This window comes from Spiroplasma phoeniceum P40, assembly GCF_003339775.1.
Lineage (GTDB): Bacteria > Bacillota_I > Bacilli_A > Mycoplasmatales > Mycoplasmataceae > Spiroplasma > Spiroplasma phoeniceum.
Genome location: NZ_CP031088.1, coordinates 1,066,407 through 1,088,603, shown reverse-complemented (window position 1 = coordinate 1,088,603; position 22,197 = coordinate 1,066,407). Strand labels below are relative to the sequence as shown.

The window sequence follows — 22,197 nt, the reverse complement described above, 5'->3', positions numbered from 1 at the left end:
GCTGTTTAAAAATGTTGAAGGCCAGTTTTTTCAAAAAATGTTTTTTCAAATTTATTATTATCGTTGGTAATAGTACATCAAGTAAAAGGTGTTTTAGTTTGATGATATTGTTCAATAATTTCAATAGCTTTTGCAAATTGTTCAGCTGTTATGAGATGTGAACTAATAACAACATTTAAATTACTTTTTGAATTACGTGAATCAATATGATGAAAGAAATTCTTATAATCACTTTCAATTAGATGTTTACCATTGTCATGTTTAGGGTCAACCATATAATGAATAAAGTTTGCAACTAATTGATCTAATTTTTTATTGTTAAATGTTAGCATGATATTATTCCTTTTTTACCACTTTTTAATTCTACCATTTTTTGCCTTTGAATCAAAATATATGGAATACTGTAGTATACCACACACATTTTAAAGATTACAAGAAAATAACAAAAATAATAAAAATATTTATTTATAATAAAAAAATATCATAAAATAAATAAATAAAAAATATAAAATTAAACACACTAAAAAATAATTTATTAAATTTTAATTAATAAATACGTATTTTATTATTTTAATGACATATTTTATGAGTTAATTTACATATTATTAATTAATTAAAATATAATAAACTTATTTAGTTTAAACACAAAAACTTAATAATTTAAAATTATTTAATTAAACTTAAACTATTCAAAAAATTAAATGGTGTCTGAAAATTTAAAGACTTATGCACTCTTTCAAAATTATAAAAATAATAATAATCATTTAATTTATTCTGTAAACTAACTGCATTTAATATTTTTTCTTCAAATACAAATAATTTAGTATAATTTTGATGAAATCTTTCAATCTTACCGTTTGACTGTGGAGAGCGAACTGGTGTTGTTTGATGCAAAATATTTTTATCTGTTAAAAATTGAGTAAAATTAGTCTTTTTAACACTAATTTTTTGATTATTACGATAATTATTAATAAATTCAGAACCGTTATCAGTTCTAATCCGTGTTATTATAATATCAAATATATTTTTAAAATCACTAATTGCTTTTTTAACAGCATCAATAGCATTATCAGTACTTAATTTATCATAAACATATCCTAATGCTAATCTTGTTTTTTCATCAATAAAATCATAAACATAATACTTTTTATCAACTGGAAATTTACTTGGTACAAAATATTTAGCGTCCATCTGTAACAAACCTATTTCTTTAACTTCATATCTTGGATGTTGTTTTTTAATTTCTTTAATTTTATTTTTTATTTTTAATCATCTTTCATCTTTTTTAAGTCAACGAAAAAATGTTTTTAAATTTTTTGGTGCTTTATTTTTTAATTCTTCTCCATGAATTTCTTTTTTTAAATTATAAAACAAAGATAAAACACCACCAGCATGTTTATTACAATATTCAAAATATAAATCACAAATAATTTTGCGAATATCATCACTATATTGATAATTAATATTATTAGGAATTGTTGACTTTAATAATAATTCAGCAAAATCATTATTTTTATATGCAATTAAAATTTTATTCGCTCAATAATAAAAAGTTGAAAACTTATTTTTAAAATATTTTTTAATTAAATCTTTCAAAAAAAAATTACCATTATAATAATCATTACACAAATTAATATATGAAAATATTTTTTGTTTTATTCTTTTATAATATTTATTTTTATAATTTTTACTTAAAAAATTCTTTAATTTTGCTTGTAAATCAAACAAATTAAAATTATTAATAATATATTTCATTAATTTACACCTACCATCAAAAATATATAAAATTAATATTTAATACGAATAATTGATATATAATTGATATGTGATAAAATCAATTATATATTAACTAACACAACTGCACATCATTAAAATAAATATTGCAAAATTAAAAATAATATATTACAATAAAAATAACTTTCAAATATAAACACTTAATTATATTGAAAGTTTCAAACTATTTATAGTTTCCTCAACCGAAACTTTTAAAATATAATTTAGTGTTTTTTTATTTGGAAGGAGTTTATAAAAATGAATAATGTTTTTATTCAAGATAATTTAACAAATAAAGGTCATAATTTAATTATGAATGCTTTAAATTATGTTAAAAAAGAATATTATTTAAAAAAAGTATTTTATGGTAATTATGTTAAAAATATTGTTTTACCATTAGAATTAGTTAATAATAATCTTCGTAATAAAATGGGAGTTAAAAATACTGGAAAAAATGATAAAAAATTATGGAATAGTCGTATTCGCTCGCAAGGAAATTGTATTCGCAAAGCATATGAAAATTTTTGAAATTGTAAAAATTTAAGTTTTCTAACTTTAACTTATGCCGTTAATGAGAAAGATGTTAAAAAATGTAAAAATGATTTAAAGTTATTTTTTAATAATATAAATCGTTGATGAAACAATCCTATTCGTTCTAAACATCATAAAGGAATTTTAAAATATATGTATACTTATGAGTATCAAAAACGTGGAGCAGTCCATTTTCATATCATATTAAATCAAAAAATACCTAATAGTATTGTTTTACAGTATTGAAAATATGGTATTAATAAAAATATTAAAGTTCGTGCTGGTTCTAATGAAGATGTAGTTAAATATCTTGCTAAATATATTGTAAAAACTGCTAATAATGATAAGTCACAAAATCATTATGATTTAAACATCAAAGCATATCAATTTAGTAAAAATTGTAAAAATCCAAAGGTTAAAGTCGGTGTTGTTGAATTATCTGAACAAGATTTAATTTATTCAGTTAAAGATAACTTGAATTATTTTGCTTTTGGTGATGAAAACGGTTATAAAATTGGTTTTAGTTGTGATAGTTATTATGGTTTAGATAAGTTTAGAGAATATAAAAAATATGTTTCTGCTGATAGAAAAATATTTAGAAATTTAGTTAAAAATAATAATTTTACTGTTAATAAAAATACAAATTTAAGGTGTTAAAAATAAAAAAAATGAGTTAAAAACTCATTAAAAAATGTGGTAATCGCCTCAACCAACAATTACCACAAATTAATTAAAACAAAAAAAAAAAAAAAAAACAAGATGGGGATGTATATTTTAAAATATATTTATTTTTTGTGCTGAAAATTTGACAATTTTAATTTTTATTGTATTATTAATTTAACTTAAACATTTTATTATGTTTGAGTTTCAAATCTTAAAAGGTTTCCTCAACCGAAACTTAGATATAATTAAATGTTTTTTTATGCTTATTTATAAACTTATTCAAATAAAAAACACTATAAAAACTCTAGTATTCAAATAGCAATTTTAAGCATAATAAAACTCCTTTTTAATAATTAAAAAATTAACGTGGTTGTTTTTGATTTAATTATAATAGTTATTTTAAGTTTCAATTTTTTAAGAAATCTTTTAAGAAACTATATAGTTTTTTAAAAGAAAGGAGAAATCTTATGAATAGATTTCTAGTACAGTTGATAGAAATTGCAACGGGTAAAATTATTAAAGATGACAAAGGTAATGAAAGTAAATGAGATAGTTATACATTTACACCAGTTATTAAATTAGAAAATGGTACTTTTAAAGGTACGAAAGATTTGTCAAAATCAAAATGATTTAAAATAACTGATGAAAATTATTTAAAATTAAAACCTTATTTAATTGATGGTAATTTATTTTATGTTTCGCTTAAATGGGATGGAAAAATTAATATTGTTGAACCATATACAGAAAATTATAACGAGCAAGATTTTATTAATAAATATTCTAATAATTCATCAATAACAGAAAGCAATAGTTAATATGCAACAACAGTTATGTATGGTTTGTATTAATGATATTGTTTGAGAAAATGGGTCTCGTTATTGTTGAAATTGTGTTAATAAAAATGTTGTTTTAATTAATCAATATTATTCTAGGTTAGATAATGGCAAAGAATAAATATAAATTAAATATTAATTGAGACTGAATTATTTTTATAATTTCTTGTTTGTTATTAGTTGTTTGGTTTATATTGTTTTTTGTTTATGTTGGAGTTTTTTAATGAAAAAGCAAACTAAGTTATATAAACAGAGATTAGAGTATTTAGTTAATGTTATACATCAATGTTTACCTACTAAAATACCATTATTTATGTTAAGAAAAGCAATTAAGTTATATCTTAACCATAATGTTATTGATATTGGTGTTATGGAAGAACAACATTTTAAATTATTAGTGGAGCAAGTCAAAAATTATATGTTAAATATAGAAAGCAAAAATTAAAAAAAGGTGGTGATAATTAATGACCGTTTTTGCAACAATTATTTTAGTAATTACAATGTTTATGTTATTGTTATTTTTAACAGTTAATACAATATTTAGATTTAAAAATAAGTATTTAATTTGTCCGCATTGTTCTAAAAAAGTAGAATTTAAAGAATGGGGAAAACGAAAAATTAAAAAAGCAGATAAGTCTGTTGAATAAGTTAATATCAATCAAATACCTTCGCAAGTATAAAAATTGATTTTAGTTTTTAGTGTTAATTACTAAAATCAAGGTTAGAGTATGCGAAGGTTTTATTATTAATAGAAAGTATTTTAAGTGAGCTGTTATTAATGAATTTAAATTTATTAACGGGCGATGCTGATGTTATTAAGCAAATAGCGGATTTTGCTGCTATTCTTGCTAATTGAGCGATTGCTTTTACTAACTGATTTATTGCTTTTTTAGGATCACATATGTTATTAATTACTCCGTTAGTTTTAATGTTTGTGGTTTTAGGAATTCAAACAATCAGAAAGTTAATTCATGGATATTAATATTTAATAATAAACTCTAATCTTGATTTTAGTAATTAACATTTAGGAAAGGAATAAGAAAAATGCAAAGTGTATGAGATTTATATTATGAATTTATGACAATTATTTTCGGAGTTAATCATCCCGCTATTTTAGATATTGTTATATTTGTTGTATTTTTAATACTTGTTTTTGGGATGTTATTTTTAATTTTAAGTTGTATTTTTAGGTGGATAAAATAATGGACTGAAATATTTTTTTGCAACGAGTATATCAAGGTCTTTTACAAATTTTTTATTTTATTCCGAAAACTGAAATTGATAACTTTGTTGGTAGTTTTATTGATAATATTACTTATTCAGTAATTATGATAGGTGTTTGATTAGTTGTTTTTTTTCTAATTTGGTTATCAATATTTATTTTATATAAAACAATTAGATTGGTGGTGTAGATATATGTTTAAAAATTATTTTAATTTATTTAGAAGACAAAAAAATATTAAGGTTTCTTATTGATATGTAAATTGATTTATGGCAAATATTTTGTTTTATTTTTTTATTGTTTGTTTTAATTTACAGTTTATATATTTTAGTTCTACATCAGTTATAGATATTATCTTTTTTATTTTTTTAGTAATTTTTGATATTATTTTCTTTTGGTCTTTTTTTAGTAATCTTTTTCAAACACGGAAATTAATTAAAATTGTTAAAAGTAGTCCAATATCAATTATTAACGGTGCTTTGGGTACTGGTAAAACTTTATTAATGACTTATTTATCGCAAATTGCTAAATTTGATAATGTTTATTCTAATTATTTTATTGATGATGAAAAAATTGGAGTTTTAGGTTTAAACCATTTAGATTTTAAAAATAAAAATTATAAGATACCACCAAATGATAGTTTAATTTTATTTGATGAAATATTTTTGTATATGAATGGTGCGAAACCGGAAGAAAACAATAAAAAGTTTAGCGGATTAATTCCATATTTTTTGTTATGTCGTCAGTTTGATAATAATATTATTTTTTCTGGACAACGAATTAATCAGAATTGAGTGGAATATAGAGAAATTGCTAATATGATTATTGTTCCTATGCAATGTATTCCACCTAGTATATTTTTTCCTTATTTTAAAATGAAAATAGGTTTTTTTGATGATTTAGGTGATTATTTAATATGAAAAACTGAAACGGTTAAACGAACAGCAAATGGAAAAAGAGTTCGTAAAAAATCTAATAAAGATATTGGTATTAATTTTGTTAAGATAACAATTCCTTTATCTATTGCAATGCAATATGATAGTAAATATTTAAAATTTGTGCGTGATTTAAAAAATGATAAAGTACCAAGTTATATTAAACAAAATTGACCTAGTATTGTTAAAAAAGATATTACGATTAATGAATTACGAGAGATGGGGATGGAACATTTATTAAAGAATTTGGGAGAGTTAGAAAATGATTAATTTACTTGCTAATGATGTATGAAATGGTGCTATTAATGTTGTGGTTGATATTTTTATGAAAATAATGGATTGAATGTGAACTTTAAAATTGCCAGGTACAAATATTCCTTTATTTGTAATTTGAGTAATTGGTGGTGTTATAAATGTCATTATGTTATTGGTTAATAGTTCTCGTGGTTTAAGTTCAGTTTCTCGTTCTTCTTTACAAGCAAGTAAGCAAATATCTAATGGAGTTAAAAATATAAGTAATAATTCTAAAAGTAATAATAAGGATAGTGATAAATAATGTTAAAGTTAATATTTTTCTTTGTTATTGGTTTAACTGTTGGATTTGGTTTTATTGCTAATATTGTTGTGGCAACAGATTTAGGTTTTTCTACTGTTAAAAATTATTTGGAGTCTGCTAATGATTTTTATAAATTAGTAGCACAGTTATTTATTATTGCGACACATCCTATTTTCCAGTTATATATGGCGTTTGGAATTATTATTATGGGTATTAGAATTATTTTTATTGTTTAGGGGGTCAAAACAATGCGAAAACGATTATTAGATATATTTATTATTTTTTATTTAATATTTGGTTGAATATTTCTTTTTTGTAGTGCTACAACTATAAATTATATTAGTAATGTTTGTAAAGTAGAAACAAGAAATAATGATAATTTTAGTGATTTAACTTATGCAAAAGCAAATGAATATGATTTTCAGTCTACTTTAATGTTGCGACAAGATTATTTTATGCAAGGTTTAGACCCTAGTAATTATGCATTTAGTTTTGGTGTTGAAACTCCTTTTATTCCAAATGTAAGTGCTGATAAAAATGATAGTAATTTTTGATTTAATAAAATTAAAAATACTGGTTGAAGTTATTTATTAAGTTGAAACCCAAAAGATATTTCTGAGGTGGGTTCTTTGGGTAGATTAATAATAGATTATAAAACGCCAAATAAATTGTTAGATATTTTTATTTATAAAAACAATATAAAATATGAATTTACTTTTAATTGAGAAATTATACAATATTTATTTATGCCAATTATTGCCAATCAGAGTTATAAACATTTTGATATGAATTATTTAGTTTTAAATTTTAATTATAAAGAATTGCTTAATATGGATATTCTTAAAAAATCTAACAGTAATTATTTTGTTAATGATGTTAAACAAAATTTTTATTCGTTGGATAATTTATTTCAAGTTTTAGATTATTTTTATTCTAATGTTTTAAGAGTTATATTTGATATTTCTAATTTTAGAGAATTTATTTATTTTACATCTAATAATGGTAATTTAGGTTTTGTGTTTTTTGTAAAAAATGGTTTTTTATTATATCCAAAATCAATGGTTTTTAATATTTTAAGATTTCCTGATACAGATATTTATTATTTAAAACCACGAGTGCAATTATATAATGCCTATACGATAAATAGTACTAATGATTATTTTTCTTATTATTCAAATTGAGATTATAAGACTAATATTTTACCTTCTAATAATGATAAATATACTCAATCAATAAAATTATTAGATATGACAGATAGGTCAAAATATCAAGGTTTTAATTTAATTAGATTTAGTACAACTACATTAATAGAAAATAGATCTATTTCAATTAATGGTTTTAATTTTAGTCTTTATAATGCTACTGATTGAAATGGTGAACTTAATGATGGAAAAATTTGACAATTACCTTATAAAAAAGGTGCTTGATACCGTTTAGATATTCATATTGAAAATGCGGCAATTTGGATTGTAAATAATTTGCCTGGTATGAAAGAAATTTATAAATTTGTTAATGGGATAGTACATGTGTTTAGTAATGTTTCTGAATTGTTTAATAATATTGGTAATTTGTTTGCTTTTGATATTACATTTAAAATTATGTTAAGTTCTATTTTAGTTTTAGCAATGGTTAACGGACTTTTACGCTATTTTTAATAGTAAAAATAATGTTGTTGGTAAAAAAAGTAAGGTGGTGCGTGGATAAACCACCACACCACCTTACTTAAAGGGGTAAAAGTCGCGGAGCGACTTAGGGGCGAAGCCCCTTTCCTTGATAAAACAATAAAAAGGAGCAATCTATATGAAAAAATGACTTAGCATAATAGGAGCAATCGGATTAACCGCAACAAGTACAACATCATTAATTAGTTGTCAAAAACCAAATAATAATGAAAACGGGAAAGGAGATAATAAACCAAAACCATCATATAATCCACAACAACCACCAAAAGATAGTAATTGAAAATTAATTCCTAGGGTTAATGATGTTTTAGTACCACCCAAAATAATTGCTTCTACTGATAAAAATAAATATGTAAAAGAAGATGATAGGAAATATATTGTAATTTATCCATATCTAATCCAACAATGAAACATAATTAAAAAAGATGCAAAATATATTAATAATACCGCAGCATGAAGTTCAAAAGCAATAATTTATTATTGAGATGGTGATGGTGAACCCGAAACACCAACCATTGATAAAAACACCGGTGAAATTACTGATTGAAAAGAACAAAAAGGAACTGAATAACAGTTCCTTTTTTATATTAATCGCACAAATTTCATAAAAATAATTAATAAAAAGATATTTGTTATTGTACTATACAATGCTGGATTAAATTTTCATACCTCAAATATTTGACTAAAAAAACTATATACTGTTTCAAAAACCTTACCAACACCACTCGCTAATTCATTAACTTGTTTAACACCAGGAATAGTATTGACAATTCAAATCACCGCATTTTTAATATGAGCACCAAAATCTCATCAACCCTCTGGCGTTACATATTGCACTTGTCATCATTGTTTATCGGGGAACAAACCACCATTATTAATCTCTTGTCAGTTATAAATTCCAAAATTAAAATCATAATATCGGTACATATCATTCTCTTTTTGTGCTTGCAATTCAAAAACATTATAACCGATTTTTTGTTCTTCAATTTTTTTATATTGCAAACCATATTTATTTTGTAAATCACCGCCAAAAACATAACCCGAATTTGACTTAATATTATAATTATTAGCAACCGAAAAATCATAATTAAAAACACTACCATAATTATTAATCGTATAAAACCGATTTTTAAATGCTGAATATAATTTAATATCTAACTGTTTATATTTATCTGAAAAATAAAAATATCGTGGGTAAATTTTAAAACCATTATTTACTAATAAACCATATTTTTTATTATAACCTTGAACATAAGTATTATTCTCTAAATCAAAAATCGTACGTAAATAATTAGTATAAAATTTCTGTGAAATCTTAAACATACTATTTAATAATTTATCAAATTGTAATTTATCGTTAATATTTTCACTCAACAAAATATTATTAAAATTTTGTAATTTCAAAGCAAAAAAATTAACTAAAACAGTATCATACTGTAAATTATCAATATATCCATTTTTAATAAACGAACTACGATTTTGAAACACTGGCACCAACGCACTTGCAAAAAACGACTGTAAAAACTTAGATAAATCAAACTGACCGCTAAACTGTTGATAATATTTTAAATCTTTACTATTTAATGATGAATAAATTGAACCATTAAAATTAAAAACTTCACCCATTCCCGTTCGCATAAAACTAAAATTAAAACTTAAATCATCATTATTAATATTATTTAACTCTAAACTACCAGAAATAATTAAATTTGCTTCATCAACAGTCAAAATCATTCGATAAATTGCTTTTTTAATATTTTTAACATCCAACTCATCAACCGTCTCAAAATCAAAAATTATCCGCTTTGTACCAACTGTCATCGGTAATTTTGTATTTCAAATTACATCAAAAATAAACAAAAATATATCAAAAACAAAACTAAAAATCTTGTCTCAATTACTATTATTATTTTCAACTAATAAATTAATCATCTTTACTATTTCCTTTCTCTTTTTTAGGTTTTAAATTCTTTTTCAAAATATCAATATCAAATAACTCCAATCGTTCTTTAACACTTAATTTTGTGATTTCCGACCAATAATATTCTTTTTTATTAACAATTTCATCATTTTTTAAATCACGCACAAATTTTAATCATTGACTATCATATTTATTCGCAAATTCAAGGGGAATAATTATTTTAAAAAACCGAATTCCTAACCCAACATCCGACTTATGTTTTACTCTTTTACCTTCTGCTGTTCGTTCTACTGATTTTGTTTTTCAAATTTCATAATCCGTTATATCTTGAAAAATTCCCATTCGCATAATAAAGAAACGATTAAAAAAATTAAATCCTTTTTTAGCAACGGGTTTTTTCAATGAAATTGGAATAATAATCCCACTTGCTAACTGGCGAATATTATTTCAAATCATACCCTCACGCTGAGCAGTAAACAACGCACGATGTCCAAAATGTCTCGCTAAAACAATTCACGGTATTTTACCACTATGAACTTTTTTCTCATCGTGAGGACTAGTTCCATCAATATACAAATAACTTTCATCAAATAAAATAACACTATCATCTAGGGGAACCGGTTTTGTTCGATCGGTAAAATCTAAATTTTTAAATGTTAAAACTTTAACTTTATCATCTTCTAACGGATAATTACTATAAATTTCATCTGTCAATAATTTCATAGTTTGCGACAAATAAGTTAAAAGTAATGTTTTACCAGTTCCTAACTTACCAATAATTACCGATAACGGATTATCTCAAACAAAATTCACTAACCGAAAAGCATTTAACTGATAAAAAATATTTTTTCACAATCATCACACAAAATAAACACACTGCAAAGCAAATAATATTCAAAATACTAAACCAACACAATACAAAGAAATTATTCAAAGTAATAAATCAATTAAACTAAACAAAAGCATTGAACCACTAATATAACAATAGTTTTTAAAGAAAAATATAAACTTTTTCATTATTTAAAATACCCAACTATTTTAAAAACCATTCACAAGAAAAACCAAGTTAAAAACAAAATCACAATTCAAACACCAACCATCAAAGTTAAATATTCATTTTGCGTTAAATTCCACATTGTAATACTTTCAACATTCGTTTTATCTATAAACAAAAAAATATAAATAAAAAACTCTTTGAATTCTTGTCAATCATTTTGCATCTTTAAAAACTCCACATTTTTTGAATAAGTTTAAAAAACATTCCAAAAAACAAAACAATAAATAACACAAACGATATAACATATAAAAACTCAGGGGCATTTGAACCAATAATATAACTAACAAATTGAACTCAATAATCATATAAACTCATTTAATTTAAACTTTCTAAATCATTAATTAATTGTTCTTCTTTTTCAACACTTCAATTTGTTAAATTATTATTATTATTATTATTTGCTTTTACTTTTTTAGGTTCACTTAAAAATAACGCTTTTTTCATTTTAGTAAAATAATTTTGTTTATATTGATTATATAAATTGATTAATTCGGTTCCAGTTAAATATTTTCAAATATTTCGCTTTAAATTTTCATCATATTTTACAATAGGGTAAGAATTATCATAAATCAAACCGATTGCTACTTGCTCTGAATGTTTTTCACTAGGATAAATAAACTTATTACTCAATCAAAAACCAATATGACGATTATGATTAGGTAAATTAATAAAACTTGCTTTTTCTGTTGTAAAAGGGATAAATTCCTTATCAATAAAGTAATTTTCTATATTCTGATTTTTCTTAACAAAATTACTCAATTTTATCATCTCCACTTCTTAGCATTTTACCTTCTCCTAATTTTCCAACTATATTTTCTAACGGTAATAATTGCTTCTTAAATACTGTAACTTTAAATTCCTTAACTTGTATTATATGACCTATAATCAATAATAATAAAAAGGAAACAGAAGCTATTAAACAGAAAAAGGAAATTAAAATATAAATAATATCTCCTACATTTAAAGACCAAATTATAACAACAATAGAAAAACCAGAACAAATGAAAATTAAAAAATAACAAAAACCAAAACACAAATTAAAAAAAATAAATTCTTTTTTTAATTTTTTATATTCCTTAGTTGTTTTAAATTTCATATCCATAATATAATCTCCTAACTAAATATTTGTTTAATAAACAATGTTATAAATAATGTTTATATAATGTTTTTTAATTGTAATAAACACTGATTATTAACAATGTTATATATAATGCTAATATATTGTTTATTTAATGTTTAATAAACACTGTTAATAAACATTGTTAAATATAAAAATAATAAAAATTGGCACACTGAAAATAACTATTAAGAACTTTAATAGTAAATATAATAATTTCATTTTTCTATTTAATAAATTCATTTTTTACAAATGTGATACCATCTATTTAGTGTGCCTTAACTAAGATATAATCGATTATAATAAATACTAAAATCCTTTAACCATAACACGGAAAAAGTTTAAGATTTTAATAATACAAAATATAGCAAATGGAATTAAAATAATTCACGCTTCACCTAAGAAAACCATTATCTCAGGTAAAATATTTGTTATACCTTCTTTAACTTTTCATAATGCACTAGTTAAACCCGTTCAAATCCCAGTCATACCCTCAGACATAGTTTTAGGTGTAGGTGTAGTTACTGTTAAAAAATTAAACGCTGTTGTTAAATACATACCTAACATTATTTATTACTCTCCTTTCTTTCAATTTCTTTTTTATCTTTTTTCTTTCCTCGAATTTGTTTAATTTTTTGATAAATTAATAAACCAAAATAAAGAAAAATTGCTAATACAATAACAACACTAAATATTGTCGTTAATCAAGTTGGCATAATACATCTCCTTTCTAAAAACTAAAAAATTGAAATTTGCAAACTCGCTCCGCTCGTTGTCGCTTCGCTCCATTAAAAACACTACTGAATAAATTATCCGCTAATAAATTACGCGGAATAATTTATTCTTTTACTTTTTAATTTCAATATCTTTTGCAATCTTATTAACAGTATTAATAACATTATCTTTACCATACTTTTTCACTAGGGACCGCAAAATAAAATATTGCTTTGTTTGCATAATTTCAACTCCTCAATTAAAAATATTAAAAAAATTTACTTTCCAAAACTGTAAAAACCAAAAATACAAAATGTATGTGGTTTCTACAAAATATATGGAATACACAAAAGGAATATTTTAAATTTTTTATTTTTTTTGATATAATGACAATAGTCTATTTAGAAATATCAATAAATATTCTTATATAGGAAACGAAACATAAAAAGATGAGGAGTTTATTTATGGCAATAAAAAAGAAAATTGTTATGCAAGAAGAATTACCAGTAGTTGATTTAATAAATCAAATTATTGAGGAAGGAAAAGAGTTAACTACTAAAACTGATATAAAAGCAGCAAAAGAAAAACTAATGCATGAAGAATGAATTAAAAAAAATAATGAAGCATGTGCTATTGCAGCAAAAAAATGAGAAGAAAAAATTAAATTAGCAAAGGAAAAAGAACTTAAAGCAGCATCAAAACTTAAAGATGTTGATAAGATTGAACAAGAAAAAATTGCTTTATTAGAACAAAAACGGAAAGAAGAAATTGCTAAAAATAATGCTTTATATGAAGAACGTGCTAAAAAACAAGCTCGTTTGACAAATATTTCACGTGTTAAAAAAGCAATGCGTGATCGAAAAATGATTTTATCAAAAGAATCATGAGAAAAAGAGTCACAAAAATGACAAAAATTATTAGATCAAGTTTCACGTTAATTAAATAACTTGCACTGATGTTTATCAGTGTTTTTTAATTTAAAATAAAATTGTTAAGTCACTTAATTTAGTTTTAAATAAAAATAAAATTATCTTAAACTTGGCAAATAAAAAGTTAAAAACTCATGTCAAAATTCTCATGCTTTGGTTTTTAATGTATCATTTGTTAAAAATCAGTATGAAAATCCTTCGGCAAAAAATTCAAAAGAACTTTTAAAAGAATATTCGCTAAGATGAAATAATTGATTTTTTTTCTCTATCCAAATTGTGTGAATTATTATTTTTTTTTTTACTAAAAATTCTTTTAGATGTTCAATAGGATTAATATTCCTAGAAAGAGAATAAAAGTGAATAATATGACTAATTTCATGAAATAAAGTTTTAAAAATACTATTTGATGTTTTAAACCCACTTGTTCATTCATAAATTGCTGTGTTTGCATAGTCACATTTTAAAGTGGTCGAATTAAGAACAACTTGTCTATTACATGAATTAGCATATCTTCAAACATTATTTAAATTTTCAACTTTAATTTGTCTTAAAATATCATTTACATTATTTTTGTTAAAAATATTTGCAAGAATATTATAGAATAATAATATTAGTTTTTTTAGTTGTTCTTTATAAGTATTACAAAAATTTTTAACAATGTATTCTCAGGAAGCTTTAATATTTTGGTTTAAAAAAGTTAATAGTTCTTGAAAAGAAGTAAATTCTTGTTTTTCATAAAATGGTAAAGCAGAATTTTGTGTTTGACTTAAGCCTGATACTAATCATAAAGATCGACCAATTATGTTAAGTGAAGCAGATGCTAAATATGTATGAAAAAATAGTATGTTTACATCTAACACTTTATCAATTATTCCATGATCTAGTACTGAAAAAAGTGGAATATGACAAATTGAAATATCAAGGGAATTATTAGCAAATTATATTGATAATTATATAAAAAATATTTCCGTTAAAATTGATAATAAAAGTATTATATATAATTCTAATAATGAATTATCAGTGCCTTTTGATAATGATACGATTTATTATGAAAATAATGTATAAAAAGCAAAACAAGGTGGTGATATACCATCTGATGTTATTAAAGATAGTGATTTAAATAAAGATTATATTGATAAAGAAGATGGAAAATATATTGTTAAAAAAGCACAAAGTGGTAGTTCAATAACAGTTAATGCCCCGTTACATCAAAAAGATTATAATAGTTTAGAATTATTATTATCAGATGAATTTGGTATTGAAAATAATAAATTATCGTTTAATAAAAGTTTTAAAGATACTTTTGAACAAGTAATAAAATGAATATTTTATATAGGTAAAAAAATAAAATGAGAACCAGTACCTATATCATCATTTAAACCTGATAGTTCAACTTATATTGATATTCCTGAATTTTCAGAAGAATATCGTTATCAAGTTAGAATGTCACCAACTAATCGGAGTACATCTGAAGGTAACTTACGACTTGATCCGCCTTATTTTACAGAAAAAAAAGCAAATAAAACTTTATCTAAACGCCAATCAATCGCTTTTATTGATGATATGGATAAAACCCATTATAGTATTTCACTATATAATGCTACTGGTCGAGTTTATTTAACTGATGGTAATACTGGTAATAATGTAAAAATAAATAGTGTTCGGGTTTTACGACAAGAGGTGTAAATATGATAGATAAAGAAAATATTATTATTAAAAATGAAAATGGTACTTATTGACAAAGATTAGGTTTTGAACAAAGAAATCCAAGTCAAAGTTTTAAAGCATGAAAAAATCGTAAGTTTTTAAAATATGATAAATATCCATTTCATATTAAAAAATCATATATTATGCGATATAATGCTTTATCAATTTTATATCATACACCTTTTTTAAGTTTATATGGTTTATTTTTTACTAGATTACATTTTAATTGAATACCAAATTTAGAACCAATTAAAGAGTTTATGTTTGGTCAACATGATATAACTGATGGTGGTTTTTTTGGATATGCTGGGATTATTATTTCTTATCCAATATTACATAGTACTGCTTGATTAACAACAAAAATACCTAAAATACCAGTAATTAAATTACCGATTGGTAAATGTTTAGAACAAGTTTATAAAATACCAAGTTATATTTTATATTTAATATTATTTGGTTGATTAATATTTTCGTAAATATCTTAAAAAACATAATGTTAATATTTGTCATAATTGTAAACAAACAATAGAACAAGTTAAAAGTTGAAATCAATATTGTCTTAAAAAAAAGATGAAATAAATAACATTTAAAAAAATAACCAATTAAGGTTATTTTTTATTTTTTTTTAAGATAATTAAATTCTTTTCACCATATTTATTGATTAAATATTCTCAGTCTCATGTTGAATTTATATTTACATCTTCAATATCAGTACCAGTTATATATTCACCAAGAGGATTTTTACAAGGGCGATTACCTTTTTCAGAACGATAACATAAAATATATTTATTCATTATCGTTTTTTCCTTTATTGTTATTGTGTTTTATATAAAAATTAATAAGATGTTCTATTCGTTGTGAATTGGTATATAATTCAGGTAATTCATTTCAAACTTTTTCTTGTTTTTCATTTAAGTAAACATTTATATTACGAATTAATTTTCTTTTCATAAATAATCTCCTTTAAAAAAAATAATGTAGTTTAAATGTTATTTAATCTTTGTTTGGCTAATTTATAATATTTTTCATTAATTTCTATTCCAATTCAACGCCGATTTAATTGTTCACAAGCATATGCGGTTGTACCACTTCCTAAAAAACAATCTAATACAATATCTCCAACTTTACTATGCTTATTTATTTGTAATTTAATTAAATTAATATCTTTAATAGTAGGGTGTTTTATATTTCCTATAAATTGATTATTGCTATTAGTAATTTGATAAATAGTTTTCATATCTTGATTTCAAACATTACTATAAGAAATTGGTTTTTTGTAAATATATAAACATAATTCTTTATCTTTACGATATGCAGCATTAGTAGGTGCATCATTTGTTTTTTTGTAAATTATTAATTCAAACTTTAAGTTATAATTTTCTATTTCAATTAAATAATCTTTTAATTGTTGTTTTGATAAATAAATTATAAAATTTGGTTTTTTAATAATTCGCATTCATTCTTTAAAATATGATGGTATATCAAAACTACTAATAAATTCACCCTGTAAAAATTCAAGTTCTCTTTTACGAATTTGATATTGAATATTAGAACAATTAGGATCTTGTATTTTTTTTAAATTATATTTAATATGCTTTTCTTTATTTTCTAATTTTTTAGCAATATCAGGTTGCACAAATCCAGTATTATATTCATTTTTAAAACCATAATTGGGAAAGAATATGGAACTGACACAGATTGTTGATTTTATCATCATACGAAAACTAATTTTGATAGTTTAATATTTCATTTCTTAAGTGGTTATAAAACTAAACTTAGTTCAAATAATAATAAATATATTTTAAAAATTGTTGGTAATTTAAAAATTTCTTTTTTTATCTTTACTCTGATGATTTTGTAAATCAAAATTTAATTGGTGAGCAAGCTGAACTAAGCATGTGAAATTTAAAAAGTTATGTTAGTCTTAATTTAGAACAATCATTATTATTAGCAAGTATGTTAGATATTTTTTCACAAAGTAATGACAAAGCAATTGATGTTATTGCCCATAATCTTTTATCACCAACAACTTGGAAAGGGATTAATCCGAAAGTAGTTAGTAGTTTTTCTACCTTTTCTGTTTTCTTTGGTTCAGTAATTATGAATATGAGGGGGAAGGATATTTTATATCATCTAAAAATAAATGAATATATAATTAGAAATAGTGAAGTTGAGATGATAAGTGGGACTGGTCAATTAATGTTTAAAAATCAAAATGGTAAGTGAGAAAAATTAACGACAATTATTCAAAATAATCATTTTTTACCTTAGCCAAATTTTGGTTGCAGTTGATTTTAAATTTAGTTTCTATAAAATAAATAAGAAGTTTAATTTTGATTTACGATTATCAAAAGAAATTTAAAATTAAAATTTATGACTAATTATAAGACTAATGCTTTAGTCTTTTTTATTTATCAAAATGTTTAGTTAATATTAATTAAATAATCAGATTTTTAACTTAGCGGTTTGTTAATTTAAAATTAATATGGTAAAGTTAATATTGTAAATGATTTTATGAAATGGTTAATATTTCTTAAAATAAATGACTTTAATTAACTGTTTTTATTAATAAATTATTATAAATTATTTCATTTAAAAAAATAATTACATTAAATGATATATATTATAAATAATATTATAAAGAGTAGAAAAAACATAAATTAAAAATATAAAATGAAAAAGTAATAAAATATCATTTTTATTCTTTTTAGTTGTGAAAGGGGCATATTAATATTATGGGTTATTTAGGAAAAATGTTTGAAAATTTAGGAAAAATATATTTAGCATATAAAGTAATAGCATGAACTAATAATGTGCGTAAAAAAACTAAATCAGCATGAAATTTTACTGCTGATAAAATTAGCGAAAAATTAAATAGTGCAAAAAATTGGTTATTGAAAAAAAATTACTATTGAACTAATTATAATAAATGACTTAATATAAGAACAAAAGAAGAAAGAAAAAAAATTAATGTTCAACAAAATATTGTTATTAATGCTCAAATATATTACAAACAAGTTGAAAGAGAAGCAAAGCGTAAACTTGAAGAAATGAAGAAGATTGCAAAAAGAGATAATATATATGAGTATTTAGAACCTGACTTTAGACAAATTGAAATTGTTTTAGATAATTTTGACATCTTAAAAATGATGTCACATATTTCAGCTTCAAATCAAGCTCTTGCTGATAGATTTAAAGAAATTCTTATTGAAGTTAATACAGCTTCACCTTCAAATTCAAATAGTGAACAAATGATTGATAATGATAGAACCGATGATAATGATGAATTTTTTGATGCAGTAGAAGAATTAGAGTCTAATCAAATAGATTATGAACGCAGTTCCTAAGGAAATGTAATAAATAATTTTATAAATATAAAAAGCAATTAAAATTTTAATTGCTTTTTATTGTTTCTTTGTTATTACGAAAAAGACCCAATATTTCCTTTTTTTTTAACTGTTTTAGGATATAATTAATATGTATTAGTTTTGAGCTTTCTTGAAATGGGTGTTGATAATGAAGAGTAATGATATTAAAATTTTAAAAATTAAACCAATTAAGCAAAGTGCGCATAATGATCAAAGCATTGAACAGCAAGAGTTTACTTTAAATAATGATGCAACTTTTTTTCTACAAGAAAATAGTCATTTTTTTAAGAATAATTATTTTTTTACTAAAACCCAAAATGTTAATCAAAATATTGCTTTAAATTCATTTGTACAACCACGGAAAATGATTTTAAATTTAGATAATCCAAATGCATTAAAAATTTTACATAATCAAACTGAAAAGTTACAACAAGAAAAAACAAGTTTTCATCACCGATTAAATAAAATTAAATCAACTTTTGATGAAAAAATTCAATTGGATAATGAAGAACATTTATATGAGCCACCTACTATTACAAAAAACATTGATTTATTAAATTTTAATAAGAAAAATAATGATGCTCAATTTAACAATGAAACTGTTGAAGTTAAAATTGATCATACAAAAGTTAAATCACAAGCTCGTGCTGTTGCTCAAAAAATAATGCAAAAAGATCAAGAAAAATTAAAGAAGTCATTAACTAATATTGATAATAAACAAACTATAAAATCAAAGTCAGTTCTAACAAATCGTTTTCCTAAACTTTCTTTACCAAAATCATCACCACAAAAAGATGTTTTTTTTACTCAAAGTTATAATAAAATACCAGGTCAAAAAATAAATGTTTCGCAAAAAATAACACATAATATGCCTCCAATCCAAGAAAAAAATATTGAAGAAGAAACTTATAATAAAAAGTTTGATAATAAACAAAATGAAAATAAAAAAACAGGAAAAGGAGTATATTTAATTGTTCGTCCTGACAAGGGAAATCAATTTTATGATGAAATTGATACGATGGAATGGGATATAACAAAATGACCAAATTTAGGAGTGGAACAAACAACCAATAAATATTATCATCAAGAAGAAAAGAATTTGGAAACAAAAAAAGTTTCACAAGTTTTATCAGAAAAAGTAAAACTTCAAGATGAAACTTCTCGAGCAATTGAACTTGAAGAATCAGAGGGAACTTATCAAATAGATAATTTTTATTCTAAGTTATTTAATTCTAATGTCAAAGAAGATTTGATAAAACAAGGCAGTAAAATTAAAATAAAACAAATTGGAAGAAGAAAAGCAAAAAACCTTAATCCTAATGTTTTTCCTTTGACAAATAAGGACTCAAAGTCTATTGTTCAAGCAACAACAATGTTTAATAATAATTATCAAATTAAGCAATTACCAAATGGGCGTCAACGAATTACTAAAATTAAGAAAAACAACATTCTTAAATGACGTGATCCAATTGTTTTAATTGCACGGCTTATGACGATTATTGGATTAATAGTATTATGTAGTGCATTTTTAGTTTTAAATAATTGAATTAATAATTCAGCTTTAGATTTATATAATTTTTTTGTAGTTAATTTTGGTAAAATTAATTTTATTACTGTTAATCATCATTATTTTTTCGTGAATCGAATATTTATGTTAATTTTAATTGGGATTTATGCAATTATTGTTGTTCTTCCATTTTGTTTGGTATCAAATTTTAAAATTCAGCTTTATTGTTTTTTACCATTAAGTTTACTTTTCTTATGTAGTGTGATTGGGATTGCATTATATAGTTATTTTTTTATGAACAATATTTTTAATTGGTCCAGTAATATTATGCAAATTATTAGTTATAGTTTTTTATTGTTGGCAAATATTTTAATGTTAGCAGCAGTTTTAAAAAGAAAAAAAGAAAGGTCTTAAAATTTATATAGTAAATTATTTAAACAATAGGAAAACAATTTCTTATCTTGGGATTTTTAATTTTCAATGTTAAAATAATAGTACTAATTAATTATTATTTATAAAAAAGGAAGTGATGTGCAATGAAAAAAGTTGTTGTCGGATTATCTGGAGGAGTTGATTCTTCAGTTAGTTTATATTTATTACAAAAAGCAGGCTATGATTTAGAAGGTATTTTTATGCGTAATTGAGACAGTCAATTAAATAATGATATTTTAGGAAATAAAGCAATTAATAATGTGATTTGTCCACAAGAACTTGATTATAATGATGCTGTTAATGTTAGTAAAACATTACAAGTACCATTGCACCGTGTTGATTTTATTAAAGAATATTGAGAATATGTGTTTAAACATTTTATTAATGAATATCAAAAAGGGCGAACTCCTAATCCAGATATTTTATGTAATAAGTATATTAAATTTGACTATTTTTTAAACTATGCAATTAATAACTATCATGCTGATTTTATTGCTATGGGACATTATGCTCAAGTACGATTTAATGAAAAATTACAAGAATATCAATTATTACGTGGAATTGACCGGGATAAAGATCAAACTTATTTTTTAAGTCAATTGAACCAAGGGCAATTATCAAAAACATTTTTTCCATTAGGAAATTTAACAAAAAAAGAAGTTAGAGAAATTGCAAGTGCACAAAATTTAAGCACAGCTAATAAAAAAGATTCAACAGGAATTTGTTTTATTGGAGAACGTGATTTTAAAAACTTTTTACAAAATTATATTCCAAATCAAAATGGTAATATTGTTGATATTGAAACAAAAGAAGTTGTTGGTCATCATAATGGGGTGATGTATTATACAATTGGTCAACGTCGTGGTTTAAATTTAGGTGGGATGAGTGAACCATATTTTGTGGCTGGTAAAAATGTAGAAAACAATATTTTATATGTTGCAAAAAGTAGTGAAGAAAAATGACTATATTCAACGAGTTGTATTATTACTGATGTTAATTTAATTAATACTTTACATGAAAAAGAATTTAATTGTACAGCTAAATTTCGTTATCGTCAAAAAGATATTCCTGTTAAAGTAACAGTTTTAAGTGATAATAAATGTCTTGTGCAATTTGCAACAAAAGTAAAAGAGATTACGCCAGGACAAGCTGCTGTTTTTTATGATGATGAAGTTTGCCTTGGGGGCGGAGTTATTAATGATGTTTATTTAGATAATCAAAAATTATGATATTTATAAGAAAGGATCACT

The 22,197-nt window shown here is 22.8% G+C and carries 32 protein-coding genes and 1 pseudogene; 20 read left to right on the top strand and 13 right to left on the bottom strand.

Going from position 1 to position 22,197, the window contains the following annotated elements; translation table 4 throughout:
- Nucleotides 1-5: 5 nt before the first annotated feature.
- Together SDAV_RS13340 and SDAV_RS06790 are read right to left on the bottom strand one after the other, a co-directional pair.
- Complete coding sequence (locus SDAV_RS13340; protein WP_245938316.1) at nt 6-332, bottom strand: hypothetical protein; 327 nt, start codon at nt 330-332, stop codon at nt 6-8.
- Nucleotides 333-666: 334 nt separating this feature from the next.
- A complete protein-coding gene (locus SDAV_RS06790; RefSeq protein WP_114565008.1) occupies nt 667-1,755 on the bottom strand; it encodes a DDE-type integrase/transposase/recombinase in 1,089 nt (362 codons plus the stop codon).
- A 276-nt stretch (nt 1,756-2,031) separates the two neighbouring features.
- On the opposite strand from SDAV_RS06790, the gene SDAV_RS06785 reads away from it, so the two are divergent.
- The 12 genes from SDAV_RS06785 (at nt 2,032) to SDAV_RS12655 (ending at nt 8,766) form a co-directional block, all read left to right on the top strand.
- Nucleotides 2,032-2,961 (top strand): rolling circle replication-associated protein, encoded by a 930-nt coding sequence (locus tag SDAV_RS06785; protein WP_114565007.1) that lies wholly within the window; start codon nt 2,032-2,034, stop codon nt 2,959-2,961.
- A gap of 473 nt (nt 2,962-3,434) precedes the next feature.
- Nucleotides 3,435-3,782, top strand: coding sequence for a hypothetical protein (locus SDAV_RS06780; RefSeq protein ID WP_114565006.1), 348 nt, complete (start codon nt 3,435-3,437; stop codon nt 3,780-3,782).
- Nucleotide 3,783: 1 nt separating this feature from the next.
- Nucleotides 3,784-3,921 carry a hypothetical protein gene (locus SDAV_RS12065; protein WP_186823340.1) on the top strand — a complete coding sequence of 46 codons (138 nt, stop codon included), beginning with the start codon at nt 3,784-3,786 and terminating at the stop codon, nt 3,919-3,921.
- Nucleotides 3,922-4,023: 102 nt separating this feature from the next.
- Nucleotides 4,024-4,245 (top strand): hypothetical protein, encoded by a 222-nt coding sequence (locus SDAV_RS06775; RefSeq protein ID WP_114565005.1) that lies wholly within the window; start codon nt 4,024-4,026, stop codon nt 4,243-4,245.
- 19 nt (nt 4,246-4,264) lie between these two features.
- Nucleotides 4,265-4,447, top strand: a complete 183-nt coding sequence (locus tag SDAV_RS06770) for a hypothetical protein (RefSeq protein ID WP_114565004.1) — start codon at nt 4,265-4,267, stop codon at nt 4,445-4,447.
- A 131-nt stretch (nt 4,448-4,578) separates the two neighbouring features.
- Entirely contained in the window at nt 4,579-4,782 is a 204-nt protein-coding gene (locus SDAV_RS06765) for a hypothetical protein (RefSeq protein WP_071937759.1), read from the top strand.
- 220 nt (nt 4,783-5,002) lie between these two features.
- Nucleotides 5,003-5,212, top strand: a complete 210-nt coding sequence (locus SDAV_RS06760; protein ID WP_114565003.1) for a DUF2649 family protein — start codon at nt 5,003-5,005, stop codon at nt 5,210-5,212.
- A gap of 4 nt (nt 5,213-5,216) precedes the next feature.
- Nucleotides 5,217-6,227 (top strand): hypothetical protein, encoded by a 1,011-nt coding sequence (locus SDAV_RS06755; protein WP_114565002.1) that lies wholly within the window; start codon nt 5,217-5,219, stop codon nt 6,225-6,227.
- On the top strand, nt 6,220-6,513 hold the full coding sequence (locus SDAV_RS06750) for a hypothetical protein (protein ID WP_114565001.1): 294 nt from the start codon (nt 6,220-6,222) through the stop codon (nt 6,511-6,513). The genes SDAV_RS06755 and SDAV_RS06750 overlap by 8 nt, the downstream gene beginning before the upstream one ends.
- Nucleotides 6,513-6,749, top strand: a complete 237-nt coding sequence (locus SDAV_RS06745) for a hypothetical protein (protein WP_071937724.1) — start codon at nt 6,513-6,515, stop codon at nt 6,747-6,749. Before SDAV_RS06750 ends, SDAV_RS06745 begins: the two co-directional genes overlap by 1 nt.
- A gap of 12 nt (nt 6,750-6,761) precedes the next feature.
- Nucleotides 6,762-8,168 carry a spiroplasma phage ORF1-like family protein gene (locus SDAV_RS06740; RefSeq protein WP_114565000.1) on the top strand — a complete coding sequence of 469 codons (1,407 nt, stop codon included), beginning with the start codon at nt 6,762-6,764 and terminating at the stop codon, nt 8,166-8,168.
- A gap of 145 nt (nt 8,169-8,313) precedes the next feature.
- The gene (locus tag SDAV_RS12655) at nt 8,314-8,766 is read left to right on the top strand and encodes a lipoprotein (protein ID WP_222611536.1); all 453 of its coding nucleotides are present in this window, start codon (nt 8,314-8,316) and stop codon (nt 8,764-8,766) included.
- An 11-nt stretch (nt 8,767-8,777) separates the two neighbouring features.
- On the opposite strand, the pseudogene SDAV_RS06730 reads toward SDAV_RS12655, so the two are convergent.
- From SDAV_RS06730 to SDAV_RS06695, 7 genes and pseudogenes are all read right to left on the bottom strand, one after another.
- Nucleotides 8,778-10,019: pseudogene (locus SDAV_RS06730) on the bottom strand (spiroplasma phage ORF1-like family protein); the annotation flags it as partial.
- A 100-nt stretch (nt 10,020-10,119) separates the two neighbouring features.
- Nucleotides 10,120-11,133, bottom strand: a complete 1,014-nt coding sequence (locus tag SDAV_RS06725; RefSeq protein ID WP_114564998.1) for a hypothetical protein — start codon at nt 11,131-11,133, stop codon at nt 10,120-10,122.
- The gene (locus tag SDAV_RS06720) at nt 11,133-11,336 is read right to left on the bottom strand and encodes a DUF2649 domain-containing protein (protein ID WP_105298526.1); all 204 of its coding nucleotides are present in this window, start codon (nt 11,334-11,336) and stop codon (nt 11,133-11,135) included. The genes SDAV_RS06725 and SDAV_RS06720 overlap by 1 nt, the downstream gene beginning before the upstream one ends.
- A 152-nt stretch (nt 11,337-11,488) precedes the next feature.
- Nucleotides 11,489-11,941 carry a DUF3627 domain-containing protein gene (locus SDAV_RS06710; RefSeq protein ID WP_114564997.1) on the bottom strand — a complete coding sequence of 151 codons (453 nt, stop codon included), beginning with the start codon at nt 11,939-11,941 and terminating at the stop codon, nt 11,489-11,491.
- A complete protein-coding gene (locus tag SDAV_RS06705; RefSeq protein ID WP_114564996.1) occupies nt 11,925-12,275 on the bottom strand; it encodes a hypothetical protein in 351 nt (116 codons plus the stop codon). The genes SDAV_RS06710 and SDAV_RS06705 overlap by 17 nt, the downstream gene beginning before the upstream one ends.
- Nucleotides 12,276-12,599: 324 nt before the next feature.
- On the bottom strand, nt 12,600-12,857 hold the full coding sequence (locus SDAV_RS06700; protein ID WP_105299281.1) for a hypothetical protein: 258 nt from the start codon (nt 12,855-12,857) through the stop codon (nt 12,600-12,602).
- Entirely contained in the window at nt 12,857-13,006 is a 150-nt protein-coding gene (locus tag SDAV_RS06695; protein WP_071890527.1) for a hypothetical protein, read from the bottom strand. Before SDAV_RS06695 ends, SDAV_RS06700 begins: the two co-directional genes overlap by 1 nt.
- Before the next feature lie 462 nt (nt 13,007-13,468).
- Here SDAV_RS06695 and SDAV_RS06690 point away from each other — a divergent pair, with 462 nt between their 5' ends.
- A complete protein-coding gene (locus tag SDAV_RS06690; protein WP_114564995.1) occupies nt 13,469-13,942 on the top strand; it encodes a hypothetical protein in 474 nt (157 codons plus the stop codon).
- Nucleotides 13,943-14,031: 89 nt separating this feature from the next.
- Here SDAV_RS06690 and SDAV_RS06685 read toward each other — a convergent pair whose 3' ends face one another.
- A complete protein-coding gene (locus tag SDAV_RS06685) occupies nt 14,032-14,793 on the bottom strand; it encodes a hypothetical protein (RefSeq protein ID WP_114564994.1) in 762 nt (253 codons plus the stop codon).
- Between SDAV_RS06685 and SDAV_RS06680 the strand changes: the two genes are divergently transcribed.
- The 3 genes from SDAV_RS06680 (at nt 14,777) to SDAV_RS06670 (ending at nt 16,116) form a co-directional block, all read left to right on the top strand.
- The gene (locus tag SDAV_RS06680) at nt 14,777-14,998 is read left to right on the top strand and encodes a hypothetical protein (protein WP_114564993.1); all 222 of its coding nucleotides are present in this window, start codon (nt 14,777-14,779) and stop codon (nt 14,996-14,998) included. The two genes, SDAV_RS06685 and SDAV_RS06680, sit on opposite strands and share 17 nt — an antisense overlap.
- Nucleotides 14,999-15,376: 378 nt before the next feature.
- Nucleotides 15,377-15,619, top strand: coding sequence for a hypothetical protein (locus SDAV_RS06675; RefSeq protein ID WP_114564992.1), 243 nt, complete (start codon nt 15,377-15,379; stop codon nt 15,617-15,619).
- 2 nt (nt 15,620-15,621) lie between these two features.
- Nucleotides 15,622-16,116 carry a hypothetical protein gene (locus SDAV_RS06670; protein WP_114564991.1) on the top strand — a complete coding sequence of 165 codons (495 nt, stop codon included), beginning with the start codon at nt 15,622-15,624 and terminating at the stop codon, nt 16,114-16,116.
- A 132-nt stretch (nt 16,117-16,248) separates the two neighbouring features.
- Here SDAV_RS06670 and SDAV_RS06665 read toward each other — a convergent pair whose 3' ends face one another.
- The 3 genes from SDAV_RS06665 to SDAV_RS06660 are packed head-to-tail and all read right to left on the bottom strand — an operon-like array spanning nt 16,249 to nt 17,276.
- Nucleotides 16,249-16,434, bottom strand: a complete 186-nt coding sequence (locus SDAV_RS06665) for a hypothetical protein (protein ID WP_114564990.1) — start codon at nt 16,432-16,434, stop codon at nt 16,249-16,251.
- Complete coding sequence (locus tag SDAV_RS12060; protein ID WP_186823339.1) at nt 16,427-16,591, bottom strand: hypothetical protein; 165 nt, start codon at nt 16,589-16,591, stop codon at nt 16,427-16,429. Before SDAV_RS12060 ends, SDAV_RS06665 begins: the two co-directional genes overlap by 8 nt.
- Nucleotides 16,592-16,622: 31 nt before the next feature.
- Nucleotides 16,623-17,276, bottom strand: a complete 654-nt coding sequence (locus SDAV_RS06660) for a DNA-methyltransferase (protein WP_186823338.1) — start codon at nt 17,274-17,276, stop codon at nt 16,623-16,625.
- Nucleotides 17,277-17,536: 260 nt separating this feature from the next.
- Between SDAV_RS06660 and SDAV_RS13335 the strand changes: the two genes are divergently transcribed.
- From SDAV_RS13335 to mnmA, 4 genes are all read left to right on the top strand, one after another.
- Nucleotides 17,537-17,911, top strand: coding sequence for a hypothetical protein (locus tag SDAV_RS13335; RefSeq protein ID WP_245938315.1), 375 nt, complete (start codon nt 17,537-17,539; stop codon nt 17,909-17,911).
- Between the two features lie 464 nt (nt 17,912-18,375).
- Nucleotides 18,376-18,987, top strand: a complete 612-nt coding sequence (locus SDAV_RS06650) for a hypothetical protein (protein WP_245938314.1) — start codon at nt 18,376-18,378, stop codon at nt 18,985-18,987.
- A 169-nt stretch (nt 18,988-19,156) separates the two neighbouring features.
- A complete protein-coding gene (locus SDAV_RS06645) occupies nt 19,157-20,929 on the top strand; it encodes a PMP-22/EMP/MP20 family protein (protein WP_114564988.1) in 1,773 nt (590 codons plus the stop codon).
- A 122-nt stretch (nt 20,930-21,051) separates the two neighbouring features.
- The gene (mnmA, locus tag SDAV_RS06640; RefSeq protein WP_114564987.1) at nt 21,052-22,185 is read left to right on the top strand and encodes a tRNA 2-thiouridine(34) synthase MnmA; all 1,134 of its coding nucleotides are present in this window, start codon (nt 21,052-21,054) and stop codon (nt 22,183-22,185) included.
- The last annotated feature ends 12 nt before the right edge of the window (nt 22,186-22,197 follow it).